The following is a 14,335-nucleotide window of genomic DNA, read 5'->3' on the forward strand; positions in this document are numbered from 1 at the left end:
AGGAGAACATCATGCAATCAGCGCAACAGATCACGCAGAATTTGCAGAATCCAAATCTCATGCTTAGTTACGAACCGCAGTATCGAGGACTGCCGGTTCTGGCAAATCAAGAGCGACCACTGATCGTGCAGTACCTGGATGGCATCCTGGACACTGTCGATGAGGCGCTTTGGCACTATCCGCGCATCACAGCGTTTTTGTTCGTTTTGAAGTTGCCAACGGGGTATCCCTTGGGGGAAACCGATAACAGTCCCATGACGCGGTTCTGGAAGTCCCTCAAGGCTAAAATCCAAGCCAATAGATCAAGTGCCCGCAAACGGAACGTGTTGGTACATGACACCGGTGTGTTCTGTGTGTGGTCCAGGGAATACGACTCCCATGAAACCGCTCCTCATTGGCACTGTGCGTTTATGGTGAACCAGGATGCCTATTCCAGGCTGGGATGGTCTCATTCAGATCAAGAGAACATGTGGCATCGGATCCATTCAGCGTGGGCGTCAGCTCTGGGCCTCCATGTCAGTCAAGTACAGGGGCTCGTGCACTTTCCCGGCAACGAAACTTATTACATCAACCGAAACTCAGAAGGGGAGGACAGGGCCGACTTATTCAGACGCCTCAGCTACCTTGCCAAGGCGCCCACCAAGGTCTATCACGACAATATCCACGCATTTGGGTGCTCCAGGTCGCGTAGACCCGGCTCCAGCTCCAGATGGGGGAGTTGTTTGGACTGATTGAGTCGAACATGCAGGCGCTCGGGGGTCTTCCTGTCGATGCCGGTTCTGGCCAGGGCAGCTCCGTGATGGGAGTTGTCCTGGCCTCTGAGATCGCGTAGCGCTAGTGAGTGCTCTAAAAATACGGTACAGTGAAACGACAGAGACGCCCCCTAAGGCAGCAATGTGACAGGAAATTGTAGAAATGACACAGACCTCCACCCTTGAAAGGGTAAGCGACTACATCAAGCACCGACCGCACGGAGCTGTCTTTACCAATGAGCAGGTGGTGAAGTCCACCAGCCTCCCTTCAGGCAACGTATCCAAGGCTCTAAGCCGGCTTTCCGGAAACAAGCGGGTGATCCAGATCAAAAGAGGCTACTGGGTTAGGCCCAGAGAGACTCCTTATGGACGGATCTCCGCCAGTACCGAGGATATCGTTCGCGCAATCGAGCGTCACAAGGACATGCTCGCAGTGCCGGCCGGTGCGGCGGCGGCCAACGCCATTGGCGCCTCGACGCAGATGGCGTTACGGGCAAGCTATGTGACGACGCGACGCGTTGACTCGATCACCGTTGGAAAGCACAAGGTAGAGTTCCGGTACAGCAAGAGTCTGGCTAATGCGGCAACACAGCTGAGTGGCTTGAACAACCATGAGAAGCATCAGGCAGCCACCATCAGAGTGGCACTTCAGTATCTGGGACGTGAGCAGGCTCAAAGTTGCCGCAAGCCCATAGAAAAGGCTGTCAGCGCTTTAACGCCTCAGGCTCGGAAAAAGCTGCGCTCAACACTGAATGGCCCTCTGGCATGGGCTCGCGAATACGTGGAAGGTTAGACCATGGAGACTCCGTACCTTTTCAGGGTCAACGAACGTGATAGGAGAGCGCTTTTTGAGGCCGCACAAGAGGCAACAGGATGGCCCAGCTACGTCCTGGAGAAGGATTACCACGTAACGCTGGTGCTGAGGGTGCTTTTTGAAGAGCTCAGGCCCCGCTATCAGAACGCAGACGTACCGACACCATTTTTGTTCAAAGGTGGAACGACTCTGAGCAAGGTGTTTGAGTGCATAACGCGCATGTCTGAAGACATCGATCTGTCGTTACATCGTGACTTTCTGGGCCACCCAGAGCCGAAGGGTGCCTCGAAATCCCAATTCAAAAAGTACCTGGACAAACTCAACGACAGTGCCCGGGAGACCGTTCGATCCAACCTGCAGCCCGCGTTGGAGGAGCAACTTAAGCGGTTTCACCCGGACTTCTCAGTGGAGGTCATCAATGACGGTATGGACATGGAGGTGCTTTATCCGCAAACCATTGCGACACAAGAGAATTTTTCGGGATATATCAAACCGCGTGTACTGGTTGAATGTGGCGGGCGCGCCGGCTTTGAACCTCACGCACGGCATACAATCTCCCCGATGGCCCTGAGTGCGCTTGGAATCAGCGATGATCAGTGCGAGGTAGAGGTTCTTGGATGCGATAGGACATTCTTCGAAAAGCTGACAGCTGTTCACGAGATCAACAATCGCGCTCAAGAGAAGATGAGTGAACGCCAGTCCCGCCACCTGTACGACCTGGTTTCGATCAACAACGAGTTTCCCCAGTACATTGATAACCGAGATCTGCTCGCCACGGTAGTCGAGCACAAAAAGTGGTATTTCCGCCGTAGTTCTGCCAATTGGGACCACGCGGTACCAGGGACATTCACGATCCTTCCAAGCGGAGAGGTCAAAGAGCAGTTCAGAGAAGACTGGTCCAAAATGGAGGATATGTTTCCTGGCGGTTTGCCTTATACCTTCGATGAATTGATAAATCAGTTGGGACTGATCGAGAAGAAAGTTAACTCTCTTTGATTCTGCCTCAAACAAGTGTCAAAAAATTAACCTTACTGTCTGTGACTCAGGATCTATCTGAGATCTTGGTAGGCCGGGGTATGGGCCATAAATGCGAAGGTCGTAATCGAGAGGAATGGCTTGATGCTTGATAATGTTAAACCAATCGTATCCGCACCGGATCCATTCCTTGGCCTTTCCGTCCCCGAGTGGCAGGCACTAGGTACTTTCCTCGCGGTGCTCGTTGCACTGACCTCACCCTTTGTTATGCATGCGCTTGAAGTGTGGCGCAAAAAACAGGCAGACGAGCGTTCGGCTGGCGCCGCTTTGGTCGCCATAGCTTGGGATCTCCAGGAACTCAGGACATTGATGAAACATTTGATCTCTTATTCAGATGCTAATCCCGAGGAGTTCAAGAAGGTTTCTAAGTATTTGGTTGAAAGCACACCTCAAGCAAGTTCTGAAGTAGGACTGGAAGCGCCAGATGCTAAAATTACCCTAATTGAAAAGCTGGATGATCAATTTTCTATCGCATTTGCGAACTGCCTAGGTAATAAGGGCAAAGTACTGAAAGCACTTCAAGGTTATTGGGACCTTTATGAGGGTATGGAAAACATCCAGGAAGAGAGTCTTAGGAAAACCATAATAGAACGGGCTGAGCAGTGTGCCTCTGAAATTGATTTCATCATGAGAGATATTCCATGGGAGGCATACCGGGAGGTAGTCAATGATCCGAGTAGTTGTAGCAACATAAAGGATGAAAAGGCTTAATTGCGGATCTTACTCTATCCACTCAGTTAAAAGCCAAACATCACAGACACGCGTTTCCGATGCACTGTGGGTTGATCTTAAGCAGCCATAAGGTAATCAGCCATGGTGAGTGGTAGGTGTTGTGAGTGATTGTTCGGTGTTGGAAATATCGACGGTTGGACATGCGAGCTTTTCCCGAACTACCAAATCAATATCTGAGCCTATGGAGACCCACTTCGTCATCAAGGTTTCCAGCCTCCCGTTCAAACGTTTCCGCCACTTCCTCGAGTATTGTTGCTGCGGCTGGCCAACGGGCTCGTTGCGCATCAGCCCAAGACCTATAAGTAGCGGCCAATTCTCGTTCCTGTTGGCCTCCCTCAAAAAGGCTCCTTGAGGTAACACCACGGCTATTGATTAAACCACTATGTAAACCGCTCATCAATCTGTCGTTAGGAATACTCTGGATTATGTTGCGAACAGCGAAACAGGGCCAAACTCCGTTCTCGTCGGCCGGGGCATGAGCCATCACTCCTCCGATCCGGAAATCTGCTTGATCCAAGCAATCAACTGCTTGGCACATCTCTCGTGCTTCCTGGACCCATATCTCCAATTCCTCTTCATCGACCCAGCCATTAGGCTTTAAGCCGGGAATAAGCCGCCAATTCCACAGGACAACCCATGATAATTGAGCAGCATTTCGATGCTTTTCCGTTGAAGCCTCTGTGTCCTCTTGCTCATCCTCAGGTTTGTAGAGCCATCTGATCAGGGTGGTGAAATCAGAGGGAGATCTAGCAATTAAACGATGGAAAGCCATTTCCGAACGGTCTGAGTGATTGAAAACTCTGCAGAACGGCACTTCTAGGGCGGCAATCTCCGAATCTGAAATATCGTCACGCTGATCCAACACCTTGAAAAGTTCTTTAACTGGGTGACCGAGGCTTCGCCCTGATCTTTGATGACGGTTCTCAGGAGTTGCCAATTCCCTAAGAGCCCGACAAATGACCTGTGTCGACAAGAACTTTGCTGATTGGGGAATTCCGATTCTTTCGATTACGTCTTCAGACCTGCCAACATCGAGAGCCTTTTCAATAACTGTCTCATAATCAGAGTCATTTTTTTGATCAATAACCCATATATTGGCTTGCCTCCAGTACTCATCAGAAAGCGAAGGCCATAGTTGTTCTAGTTTCTCCCAAGTGTCTGATGTTACAGGGAGTGCCAATAAGATTGACAAAATTAGTTCTGATCGCCATGACTCAGACATGGCACAGGTTAAGATCTCGGTTGTCCAATCCCAGCCAAGGGCTTTGTGGCGTTGAAAAGTGTAAGCCTTTATAAATTGCTGGAAAGCGGCTGTTGTCACCTGACTATTTCCACTGTGCTTTTTTATCAACGCGTCGAGAGATTCTACGTCATTCCTCCGAGCCGCAATAACCGCAACTTCAGTAGGATCGCCAGCTTTTTCTGCAAGAACAAGAATCCCGCTCAGTCCCTCGGATGAAACGATCTCCTCAAGTGCAGTTAAGCGGTACTCGAGAGCAGCCTCTACTTCAGAGCGTCGAGTACCTGGTATGTCTACCCAATGGTTGTCGAATAACCACCGGTGGCGTTCTGTCGGGTCAGAGGGACTTGAAAGATTCTCAATCTGGAGTAACAGGTCCTCTTCCTCTTGATCTGTAGTGTCCTGAAGACTTAAAAAGTAATGATAGCTTCTGACTTGATTGCGAATTACTTCAAGACTACCATCCAAAAGTTTTTCTTTTATCTGGTTTTTAAGTGTTCGAAAAAGCCTAAACCGATACTCAGGAGGGAAAGCTTGGAGCTGGCATTTAAATATGTCTACCCACCTCTCTCTACGGCACCCTACATGCTCTTCGATACGGTCCAAAACCGGTTTAGTTTCCCAGTATAAATCCGATGTCGTTTCCGGAGTCTGGGGGGTACCGGAAACAGGAAGCCAGTGCGGATTACGAGTTCCAGACGTAATGTCATGAAGCTTGGGTGCCAAGCTTGTAAGCAGATTCCATCCTACATCTGGATACCAGTCAATGACTCTATCCAGCACCTCCAATCGTTGGTTCAACGGCGCAAATGTAGCAGGGTGCCAAGGCAAGAAAATGTCTCGTAAACTCTTGGCTGGCCGATTCGAAAAAGTACCTCCGGGGTCGTGCCTAGCTAATGCTGCGAGTGCGAGGGAAACGCGGGGTAAAAGAGTTGGCTCCCAAGCCAATGCTTCCAACCCCCACAAAAGATTTGCATGACGACAACCACTGGTAAATGCATCGCCCTCTTCATCGAACAAGGCTATTACCGGAGGTTTCTCCTGCGTTAATGATTCTTCAAGAGCAGAGAGAAATGCCTTTGGTGATACTTCTGCCAAATCATCTAAGTTGCCAGAGAGGGAAAGCCAACGTTCGCCGGACTCACGGGATAAGAGGTCCTTAACGAGGCGATAACCAATGTCACTTGGATGGATAGTCGTATGGATGTCTTCCAACTTTGCAGTATAGTTGGTCAGCAAAGCGAGCGTGCCAAGAACGCCTTCCCTTAATACTTCTGAATGTTCAAAAACCTTCCCTTTGACAGGAGCCATATAGCGTTCATCTGGAGGGAGGTCCAGGGCAGGGTCTCGCTGACTGAGTAATTCAAACGCCGTCGCTTGAAGAGTTGTAAGGTGCTCATCATTTAAGTAAGGCGCTATAAAATGCAGAGCATCTACGGGGGCAGTTATACGCCAATATCCTTTGACGCGAACCACTGGCGGGTCTACTTCATTAGTAAGAGCTGTTAGCTCGGAACGAAAATCGTTGTAATTCTTCCCAGACAGCGCAGCGAGAGCTTCTCTATCCCCTAAATTGTTGTCCTCTATTACACTCCGGCTACTATCAACCCAAGCGCCTGCTAAGAAGGCAGGAACAACGAGGCGCACTTTTTCAGGGGTAACCCAATCAGGAGAGCCGAGAGCCCCCCGCTCTCTACGAAAAGCCGATAAGGTACAACCAGTATGTATGGCTATCGATTCCGCTTCCGTTTCTTTGAAGCCTAACTCCTGAAGTGATTCTGAAAACGCGTGACGGGTCGGCCGAAATAAGGTGATCATTTCATCACGCCGCCCAGCTGTATAGCCGCATGGAACAAAGACGTGATGTCCTCCGCTAACAGGGGAGGCTGGGCTTTGAATCTCTTCGGAGCCCACTATGATGACCAAAGGGGTATTCCATCTTTTCAGTGCTTGGAAAGCAGCCTCATCTTTAGCAATGACTGAACGTGCTAGGGCAACTCTCCCTGAGGAGTCTAAGTTTGTATTTAACGCTGCAGCGAAAAAAGCGATTGCTTCGTCAGGGGTGTGCGCTCGTACAACACGCTTTGACGGATTTTCGTTGGTCCATTTGATAAATTCACTGGCAGTCTCTTCTCGGCCGGATAGCACAAGTCTTTCCGAAACAGGGGGGTCAGTTTCGTCAGCCCATTCGATCCAGTATTCCTGCAATGATTGAAAGGAACCAGTAATTTTGCCCATGCGCTCCGCAACCCAAAGAGCAACTGCGGGCGCTTGCTCAAGCATGCACTCCAAATCATCGGCATCTAAAACAATAACATCTTTCCAAGTCCCTTCTGATCGCCTTGTATCACGCCATTTTTTCTTACCAACCGGCCATCGGCGTGGTGTTACGAATACAAACGTTGTATCTGCAGGTGTGACATTACCTGGCTGCATTGTCCGTTTGTCATAATCAGCATCGGCCTTCTGTTTTTTACTTTTGCTGGTGCCGAACTCCCATACTGACTTACCAGCGGGAATATGCTCAGTTCCCCCAATGGTCTCAATGACTCCGTCCCAGCCACCAGTATTGACGCTGTCGCCAGATGGCATTTCTAGCTCTGCTATCCTCTCGGTAGATGCATAAATGAGAAGACGTAGTACTTGCGGTAGCAGCTGCTCAGAAATGCGCTCATCTGCCCAACGATCGAGGTCTGTCGCTGTAATCCAATCCATGGTGGCCCCTAAAAGATATCAGGTGATTTTTACCTTAAATCCGGTTCCAATGTCACTCAAGCTGGAAACCGGAATAATGATGTCTCACCAGAGACTTGTCATCCCGGGGATTCCCATTGGATCTATGCGAAGTTATGGAGGAGGGTCATAAAGGGACATTACTAAGCCAGAAGCAGGCTAGAGCGGGTAGGTCAGTCATGCCTTACTCAATACATCTAAAATTGACGCTCCTATGCTTTCACTGCACCCTTATCCCCAAACGGCCTCTATGCCTCCGACACCACCTGTCGCAGGCGCCGCTCAGAATCGCGTCAATCGCACCGATCCAACGCCCCTTTGCACGGAGCCCGAATGAACACGGAAAACCACTCCGAGATTGCGTCCTTTATCTGGTCCATCGCCGATCTGCTGCGCGGCGATCTCAAGCAGTCCCAGTACGGCCGCGTCATCCTGCCGTTCACCCTATTGCGCCGGATGGAATGCGTGCTGGAGCCGACGAAAGACGCGGTGCTGGATGCCGCCAAACAGCACGCGGATAAATCTGAAACCGCCCGAGACCGCCTGCTGCACCGCGCCGCGGACCAGCCCTTCTACAACAGCTCCCCACTGAGCCTCGCGTCCCTGTCAGACACGCAGACCGGCGAGGACCTGATGAGCTACGTGCACTCGTTCAGCGCGCAGGCCCGGGCCATCTTCGAACACTTCAACTTCGAGGACTTCGTCCAGCAGCTGGAGAGCAGCAACCTGCTGTATCAGGTGGTGCAGGAATTCGCGGCCGTGGATCTGAGCCCGAAGCGCATCTCCAACTTCGGCATGGGCAGTGTGTTCGAGGAGCTGATCCGCAAGTTCGCGGAGAGTTCCAACGAAACGGCAGGGGAACACTTCACCCCCCGCGACATCGTGCACCTGGCCACTTCCCTGGTGATGACCGGTGAGGAAGACCACCTCCAGCCGGGCAAGATCCTGACCATCTACGACCCGACCTGCGGAACCGGCGGCTTCCTGTCGGAGGCGGAATCCTACGTGAAGTCCATCAGCGAGCAGGTGGATGTCTCCGTCAGTGGCCAGGAGCTCAACCCCGAGTCCTACGCCATCTGTGTGGGCGACATGCTCATCAAGGGCGAGAAGGTCGAGAACATCAGGCTGGGCAACACCCTCTCGGACGATCAGCTGCGCGGCAATTCGTTCGACGTCATGCTCAGCAATCCGCCCTTCGGTGTGGACTGGAAGAAGGTGCAGGACAAGGTCCAGAAGGAACACAAGGAGCGCGGCTATGAAGGGCGCTTTGGCCCCGGCCTGCCACGGGTCTCGGACGGCTCGCTGCTGTTTCTCATGCACCTGGTCGCCAAGATGCGCCCGGCCGACAAGGGCGGCTCTCGCATCGGCATCATCCTGAACGGCTCGCCACTGTTTACCGGTGGCGCCGGCAGTGGTGAATCCGAGATCCGGCGCTACATGCTGGAGCACGACCTGGTGGAGGCCATTGTCGCGCTGCCGTCGGACTCGTTCTTCAACACCGGCATCAACACCTACGTCTGGGTGCTTTCCAACGACAAGCCCAAGCAGCGGCGCAACAAGGTCCAGCTCATCAACGCGGCGGATCGCTGCGCCAAGATGCGCAAATCGTTGGGCAGCAAGCGCAACTACATCCCGGAATCCGAGCAGGACGAGATCGTGCGCCAGTACGGCCGGTTCGAGGAGACGGACGAGAGCAAGATCTTCCCGACCCAGGCCTTCGGCTACCGGCGCATCACCGTAGAGCGCCCGCTGCAGCTCAACTTCCAGGCCTCACCGGAGCGCATTGAGCGTATGAAGGGCGAGAAGTTCTTCGAAAAGCTCTCCGAGACGGACCAGGCCAACCTGATCAGCGCCTGCGAAAGCCTGGGCGACACCCTCTATCGCAACCGCGAAGCCTTCCTGGAAGCGCTGAAGGGCGAATGCACCAAGGCCACCTTCTACCCCGGCACCGCCCAGCTCAAGAACATCTGGAAAGCACTGGGCGAGCACGACCCGGAAGCTGACTACTGCCGGGACAAAAAAGGCAACCTCGAAGCCGACCCGGACCTGCGGGATAACGAAAACGTCCCGCTCGGCGAGTCCGTCTACGACTACTTCGAGCGCGAGGTCCTGCCCCATGTGCCGGACGCCTGGATCGATGAGTCCAAGACGGACGACAAGGACGGCGAAGTCGGCATCGTCGGCTATGAGATCCCGTTCAACCGCCACTTCTATGTATTCGAGCCGCCCAGGCCGCTGGAGGAAATCGACGCGGACCTCAAGGAATGCACGGATACGATCAAGCGGATGATCGAGGAGATGGCGGTATGAGCTATCCGAGTTATTCGGAGTATCGAGATTCAGGAGTAGAGTGGATAGGCGCTATTCCTTCCCACTGGAAAGTATCCCCGCTCCGAGGCTTTGCAGAGCACACTCCACTTGCTTTTATTGATGGTGACTGGATTGAATCCCCGTTTGTAACTGACGAGGGGGTGCGTCTAATACAAACCGGAAATATAGGTATTGGGGAATATAAAGAGAAAGGGTTCCGGTATATCAGTGAAGAAACCTTTATTCAGTTGAAATGTACTGAAGTAAAGCCTGACGATATTTTGATATGTCGGCTAGCTGAGCCAGTGGGTCGAGCCTGTAAGGCTCCAGACTTTGGCGTAAAGGCCATAACCTCTGTCGATGTTTGTATTCTGAAACCCAACGACCGGGCCGTCGCCAATTTCCTAGTCTATGCGCTTTCTTGTGATCAATATCTGCAGTTCATGGATGCCGTTGCCCGAGGGGGAACGAGACAGAGGGTTAGTAGAACGTTCCTTGGGACTGTTCGCCTTCCAACGCCGCCCGAAGTGGAACAAACCCAAATCGCCCGTTTCCTCGACTACCAAACCGCCCGCATCGACGCCCTGATCGCCGAACAGCAACGCCTGATCGAGCTGCTCAAGGAAAAGCGCCAGGCGGTGATTTCCCATGCCGTGACCAAGGGGCTGGATCCGGATGTGGCGATGAAGGATTCCGGGGTGGAGTGGCTTGGAAAGGTACCGGAGCATTGGACTACGTGCAAAGCAACTTATCTAGGAAGATTCTTTGGCTCTGAGCCTATAGCTGACAATGAGATTGTTTCCGATGGAAATGTTCCTGTTCTAAAAGTTGCCTCACTTTCTAAAGATTCGATAGAAGTTAGGGAATGGGAGTGGTACGCGGAACCCGAACGAGAGAATATCTATCGGCCACATTCCAATTTCGTGGCGTTTCCTAAAAGGGGTGCCGCGATTTTTATTAATAAAGTAAATGTTGTACGGACCAAGGCATTACTAGATCCCAATCTCATGGGGTGGAAGGTAAGTCCGGATGTTTGCCTGGATTACATGGCATATTCTTTAAAGTGCCGTGATATTAGTGATCTAGCCGATGTTTCTACAGTGCCTCAAATCAACAACAAACATATAGCTCCTGAAAAGTTTCCATGTCCACCAAGAGACGAGCAAGAGAGAATTTCCTCATTTATAGATCGCAGGACTTACGATTTTGAGGAACTAATAACTACTGCGCTTAAGACTGTTGATTTGCTTGAAGAGCGCCGCTCGGCCCTGATTTCCGCTGCCGTCACCGGCAAGATCGATGTCCGCGAATGGGAACCGCCGGTTTCTGAAACCTTTCCACAATCCACTGCCAGCGAAGAAGCGCCAGCCTGAGCCCGATTCAAGGAATACGGCTTATGGTCTACAGTGGGAGCAATTCGATAAAACAAGGCGAAGCGTAACGTCATGGCCGACGAACGAGAGCACCAGTTCCAGACCGACATCATCAGTGAGATGACCGCCCAAGGGTGGCAGACCGGCACGGCGGACGGCTATGACCGGGAGCTGGCGCTCTACACCGAGGATCTGGTGGATTTCTTCAAGGAGGCCTACCCGGATCGCTGGCAGAAGTTCGCCAAGGCCTACCCCGGGGATCCGGAACGCCAGCTGTGCGTGGCAGTAGACCGGGAGCGGCGCAAGAAAGGCACGCTCTTCGTCCTGCGCAATCCCGTGCGCCTGCCCGGCCACTACATCGAAGCCTGCGCCTTCAAGCCCGACCACGGCATGAACCCGGAGTCCGAGCAGCGCTACCACGCCAACCGGCTGCGGGTGGTGCCGGAGGTGTCCTACTCGCCCCATGCCGGGGAGAACTACAACCCCCGGCTGGATCTGGTGCTGTTCGTCAACGGTATCCCCACGGCTACGCTGGAGCTCAAGAGCGAGTTCAAACAATCTGTGGAGCGGGCCAAGCGGCAGTACCAGCACGACCGGCCGCTGAAGGCGCCCACCAACAAGCAGGTGGAACCGCTGCTTGCGTTCAAGACTGGGGCGCTGGTGCACTTCGCCGTCAGCCAGGACCGGGTAGCGATGACGACCCGCCTGGCCGGCAAGGACACGGGCTTCCTGCCCTTCGACAAGGGCACCCCGGAAGGCGCGGCGGGCAACCCGACGCCGGCCGATCCCAACGAATACGCCACCGGCTATCTCTGGAACGACGTCTTCGCCCCGGATGCCTGGCTGCGGATCCTGCAGCGCTTCCTGCATCTGGAGCAGAAGGAAGAAGAAGACTTCCACGGCAACATCCAGAAAAAGGAGGCGCTCATCTTCCCGCGCTATCACCAGTGGGAAGTGGTTAATCGGCTCATCGAGACGACACGCCAAGAGGGCGCCGGCGAGCGCTACCTGATCCAGCACAGCGCCGGCTCCGGCAAGTCCAACTCCATTGCCTGGACGGCGCACCAGCTCGCCGGGCTCTACGACGACAACGACGCCAAGCTGTTCAACTCGGTCATCGTCATTACCGACCGAACGGTGCTCGACAGCCAACTCCAGAACACCATCCGCCAGTTCGAGCGTACCGAGGGCATGGTCCGGGCCATCACCCGGGATGAGAAAACCACCCAGAGTAAGTCCGAGCAACTGGCCGACGCGCTGCGTAAGGGCACGCGCATCATCGTGGTCACCATCCAGACCTTCCCGGCGCTGTACGATGCCCTGGAGAAGGATAAAGCGCTCGCCCAGGGCCGCTATGCGGTCATCGCCGACGAGGCCCACTCCTCCCAGACCGGCACCTCGGCCACCAAACTGAAGGCACTGTTGGGCGGTGGCGATGATGACGACGAAGGCGAGGTCAGCGCCGAAGAGCTGCTGGATGCGGCGGTGTCCTCACGCAAGCCACCCACGCAATTGAGCTATTACGCCTTCACCGCCACGCCCAAGGCGAAGACCCTGGAGCTGTTCGGACGCCGACCCAATCGCAACGAACCGGCCAGCGAAGACAACCTCCCGGAGCCGTTCCACCTGTACTCCATGCGCCAGGCCATCGAGGAAGGCTTCATCCTGGATGTGCTGAAAAACTACGTGACCTACAACGTCGCCTGGAAGCTGGCGCATCCCCACGGGGATGAAGAGGAAGTGGAGTCCCGCAAGGCCTCGGCCACACTGGCGCGCTGGGTGCGCCTGCACCCCTACAACATCAACCAGAAGGTGGAAGTCATCGTTGAGCACTTCCGCGCCAACGTGCGCCACCTGCTCGACGGCCAGGCCAAGGCCATGGTGGTGACCGCCAGCCGCCAGGAAGCGGTGCGCTACATGCTGGCGATGCGCAAATACGTTCAAGAGCACGGCTACCGGGATGTTTTCCCGCTGGTGGCGTTCTCCGGTGAGGTGGCTGCCGATGAGGTGATCCCGGAGCCGGTGACCGAGACCAGCAAGCTGCTTAACCCGGATCTGCACGGCCGCGACCACGCCGAGGCGTTCGACACGGACGATTACAACGTGATGCTGGTGGCCAACAAGTTCCAGACCGGCTTTGACCAGCCCAAGCTCTGCGCGATGTACGTGGACAAGAAGCTGCAGGGCGTGGAGTGCGTGCAGACCCTGTCCCGACTGAACCGCGTCTTCCCGGGTAAGGAGACCTTCATTCTGGATTTCGTCAACGACGCCTCGGACATCCAGGAAGCCTTCGAGCCCTATTACCAGCAGACCGAGCTGGCCAACGTATCCGACGCCCAGGTGGTCTACGACCTGTTCGACAAGCTCAACGAGTCCGATATCTACACTTGGACCGAGGTGGAGGCATTCGCTACAGCGTTCTTCGACCCCAAGGCCAAGTCAGCCCGCCTCGATAATGCCTGCCGACCCGCGAAGGATCGCTTCAAGGCCCGCTACGACGACGCCCAGAAGCAGATGCAGGAAGCCCGAAAACAGGCCCGGGAAGCAGAGCGAAAGGGTGATGAGAGAGCCCAGAAACGCGCCGAGCACGACCTCAAACAGGCCGGCGAGCAACGCGACGCCCTCGATACCTTCCGCAAGGACCTTCAGAGCTTTGTGCGCGCCTACGAATTCCTCTCTCAGATCGTGTTCTATAACGACCGGGACCTGGAGCAACTCTGCGTCTTCGCCAAAAACCTCCACGGCCTCCTGCGCGTTGAAAGGCTGGAAGAAGACATTGATGTCTCCGAACTGGAGCTCACCCATTACCGGCTGACCAAGCAGGCTGAGAACCGCCTAGAGCTTGGCGACGAACAGGGTGAGTACAACCTTTCACCGGTCAGCTCCGTGGGCTCCGGCAAGGCTCATGACCCGGAGACGAAGCGTCTCTCCGAGATCATCGACTCACTCAACGAGATTTTCGGCAGCGACATCAGCGAGAGGGATCAGCTCCATTACGCCGAGGGACTTGCAGGCCGCCTGGAACGCGAAGAGTCGGTGATGAACCAGGTGCTGAACAACGACCCGAACCAGATCATGCACGGCTCCTTCCCGCAGAAGCTCCAGGATCTGGTGCTGGATGACATGAACGAGCACCAGAGCATGGCGGAACGGGCAATGGAAACGCCGGAGAATGAGGTGAAGCTGGCGCATTTGGTGCTGCGGTTGTTGCTGGATAAGCATCAGCGGCCGAGTGCGGTTGACGGCCAGGGGAGGTGAAGGCTGCTGCCTCTCACCTGCAAACCCGGGCGATTTATACAGTGGTATTGAATGTGTAAAAGCAGGAATTCAAACGATTACACAGAAA

At 54.2% G+C, this 14,335-nt stretch carries 8 protein-coding genes; 7 read left to right on the forward strand and 1 reads right to left on the reverse strand.

The features are described 5' to 3' along the window. Positions 1 to 11 precede the first annotated feature (11 nt). From F3089_RS00400 to F3089_RS00415, 4 genes are all read left to right on the forward strand, one after another. Positions 12 to 731, forward strand: coding sequence for an inovirus Gp2 family protein (locus tag F3089_RS00400; RefSeq protein WP_151438912.1), 720 nt, complete (start codon positions 12 to 14; stop codon positions 729 to 731). A 184-nt stretch (positions 732 to 915) separates the two neighbouring features. Then, positions 916 to 1,545, forward strand: a complete 630-nt coding sequence (locus F3089_RS00405) for a DUF6088 family protein (RefSeq protein ID WP_151438913.1) — start codon at positions 916 to 918, stop codon at positions 1,543 to 1,545. 3 nt (positions 1,546 to 1,548) lie between these two features. Continuing rightward, the gene (locus F3089_RS00410) at positions 1,549 to 2,562 is read left to right on the forward strand and encodes a nucleotidyl transferase AbiEii/AbiGii toxin family protein (protein WP_151438914.1); all 1,014 of its coding nucleotides are present in this window, start codon (positions 1,549 to 1,551) and stop codon (positions 2,560 to 2,562) included. A gap of 123 nt (positions 2,563 to 2,685) precedes the next feature. Beyond that, positions 2,686 to 3,312, forward strand: a complete 627-nt coding sequence (locus tag F3089_RS00415; RefSeq protein ID WP_151438915.1) for a hypothetical protein — start codon at positions 2,686 to 2,688, stop codon at positions 3,310 to 3,312. Between the two features lie 187 nt (positions 3,313 to 3,499). Here F3089_RS00415 and F3089_RS00420 read toward each other — a convergent pair whose 3' ends face one another. Then, the gene (locus tag F3089_RS00420; RefSeq protein WP_151438916.1) at positions 3,500 to 7,288 is read right to left on the reverse strand and encodes a hypothetical protein; all 3,789 of its coding nucleotides are present in this window, start codon (positions 7,286 to 7,288) and stop codon (positions 3,500 to 3,502) included. A gap of 351 nt (positions 7,289 to 7,639) precedes the next feature. Here F3089_RS00420 and F3089_RS00425 point away from each other — a divergent pair, with 351 nt between their 5' ends. The 3 genes from F3089_RS00425 to F3089_RS00435 all read left to right on the forward strand — a co-directional run bounded on the left by F3089_RS00425 (position 7,640) and on the right by F3089_RS00435 (position 14,247). Further along, positions 7,640 to 9,616, forward strand: a complete 1,977-nt coding sequence (locus tag F3089_RS00425; protein WP_151438917.1) for a type I restriction-modification system subunit M — start codon at positions 7,640 to 7,642, stop codon at positions 9,614 to 9,616. Next, positions 9,613 to 10,989: a restriction endonuclease subunit S gene (locus F3089_RS00430; RefSeq protein ID WP_192497228.1), complete on the forward strand. Its 1,377-nt coding sequence runs from the start codon at positions 9,613 to 9,615 to the stop codon at positions 10,987 to 10,989. Before F3089_RS00425 ends, F3089_RS00430 begins: the two co-directional genes overlap by 4 nt. A gap of 72 nt (positions 10,990 to 11,061) precedes the next feature. Continuing rightward, complete coding sequence (locus tag F3089_RS00435) at positions 11,062 to 14,247, forward strand: type I restriction endonuclease subunit R (RefSeq protein WP_151438919.1); 3,186 nt, start codon at positions 11,062 to 11,064, stop codon at positions 14,245 to 14,247. The last annotated feature ends 88 nt before the right edge of the window (positions 14,248 to 14,335 follow it).

It is taken from the genome of Halospina sp. K52047b, assembly GCF_008709855.1.
In the GTDB taxonomy this organism is placed as follows: domain Bacteria; phylum Pseudomonadota; class Gammaproteobacteria; order Pseudomonadales; family Oleiphilaceae; genus Halospina; species Halospina utahensis_B.

Coding starts and splice junctions, on each gene's coding strand:
- F3089_RS00410 (WP_151438914.1), top strand. CDS start 1,549: ATGGAGACTCCGTACCTTTTCAGGGTCAACGAACGTGATAGGAGAGCG.
- F3089_RS00420 (WP_151438916.1), bottom strand. CDS start 7,288: ATGGATTGGATTACAGCGACAGACCTCGATCGTTGGGCAGATGAGCGC.
- F3089_RS00400 (WP_151438912.1), top strand. CDS start 12: ATGCAATCAGCGCAACAGATCACGCAGAATTTGCAGAATCCAAATCTC.
- F3089_RS00425 (WP_151438917.1), top strand. CDS start 7,640: ATGAACACGGAAAACCACTCCGAGATTGCGTCCTTTATCTGGTCCATC.
- F3089_RS00430 (WP_192497228.1), top strand. CDS start 9,613: ATGAGCTATCCGAGTTATTCGGAGTATCGAGATTCAGGAGTAGAGTGG.
- F3089_RS00435 (WP_151438919.1), top strand. CDS start 11,062: ATGGCCGACGAACGAGAGCACCAGTTCCAGACCGACATCATCAGTGAG.
- F3089_RS00415 (WP_151438915.1), top strand. CDS start 2,686: ATGCTTGATAATGTTAAACCAATCGTATCCGCACCGGATCCATTCCTT.
- F3089_RS00405 (WP_151438913.1), top strand. CDS start 916: ATGACACAGACCTCCACCCTTGAAAGGGTAAGCGACTACATCAAGCAC.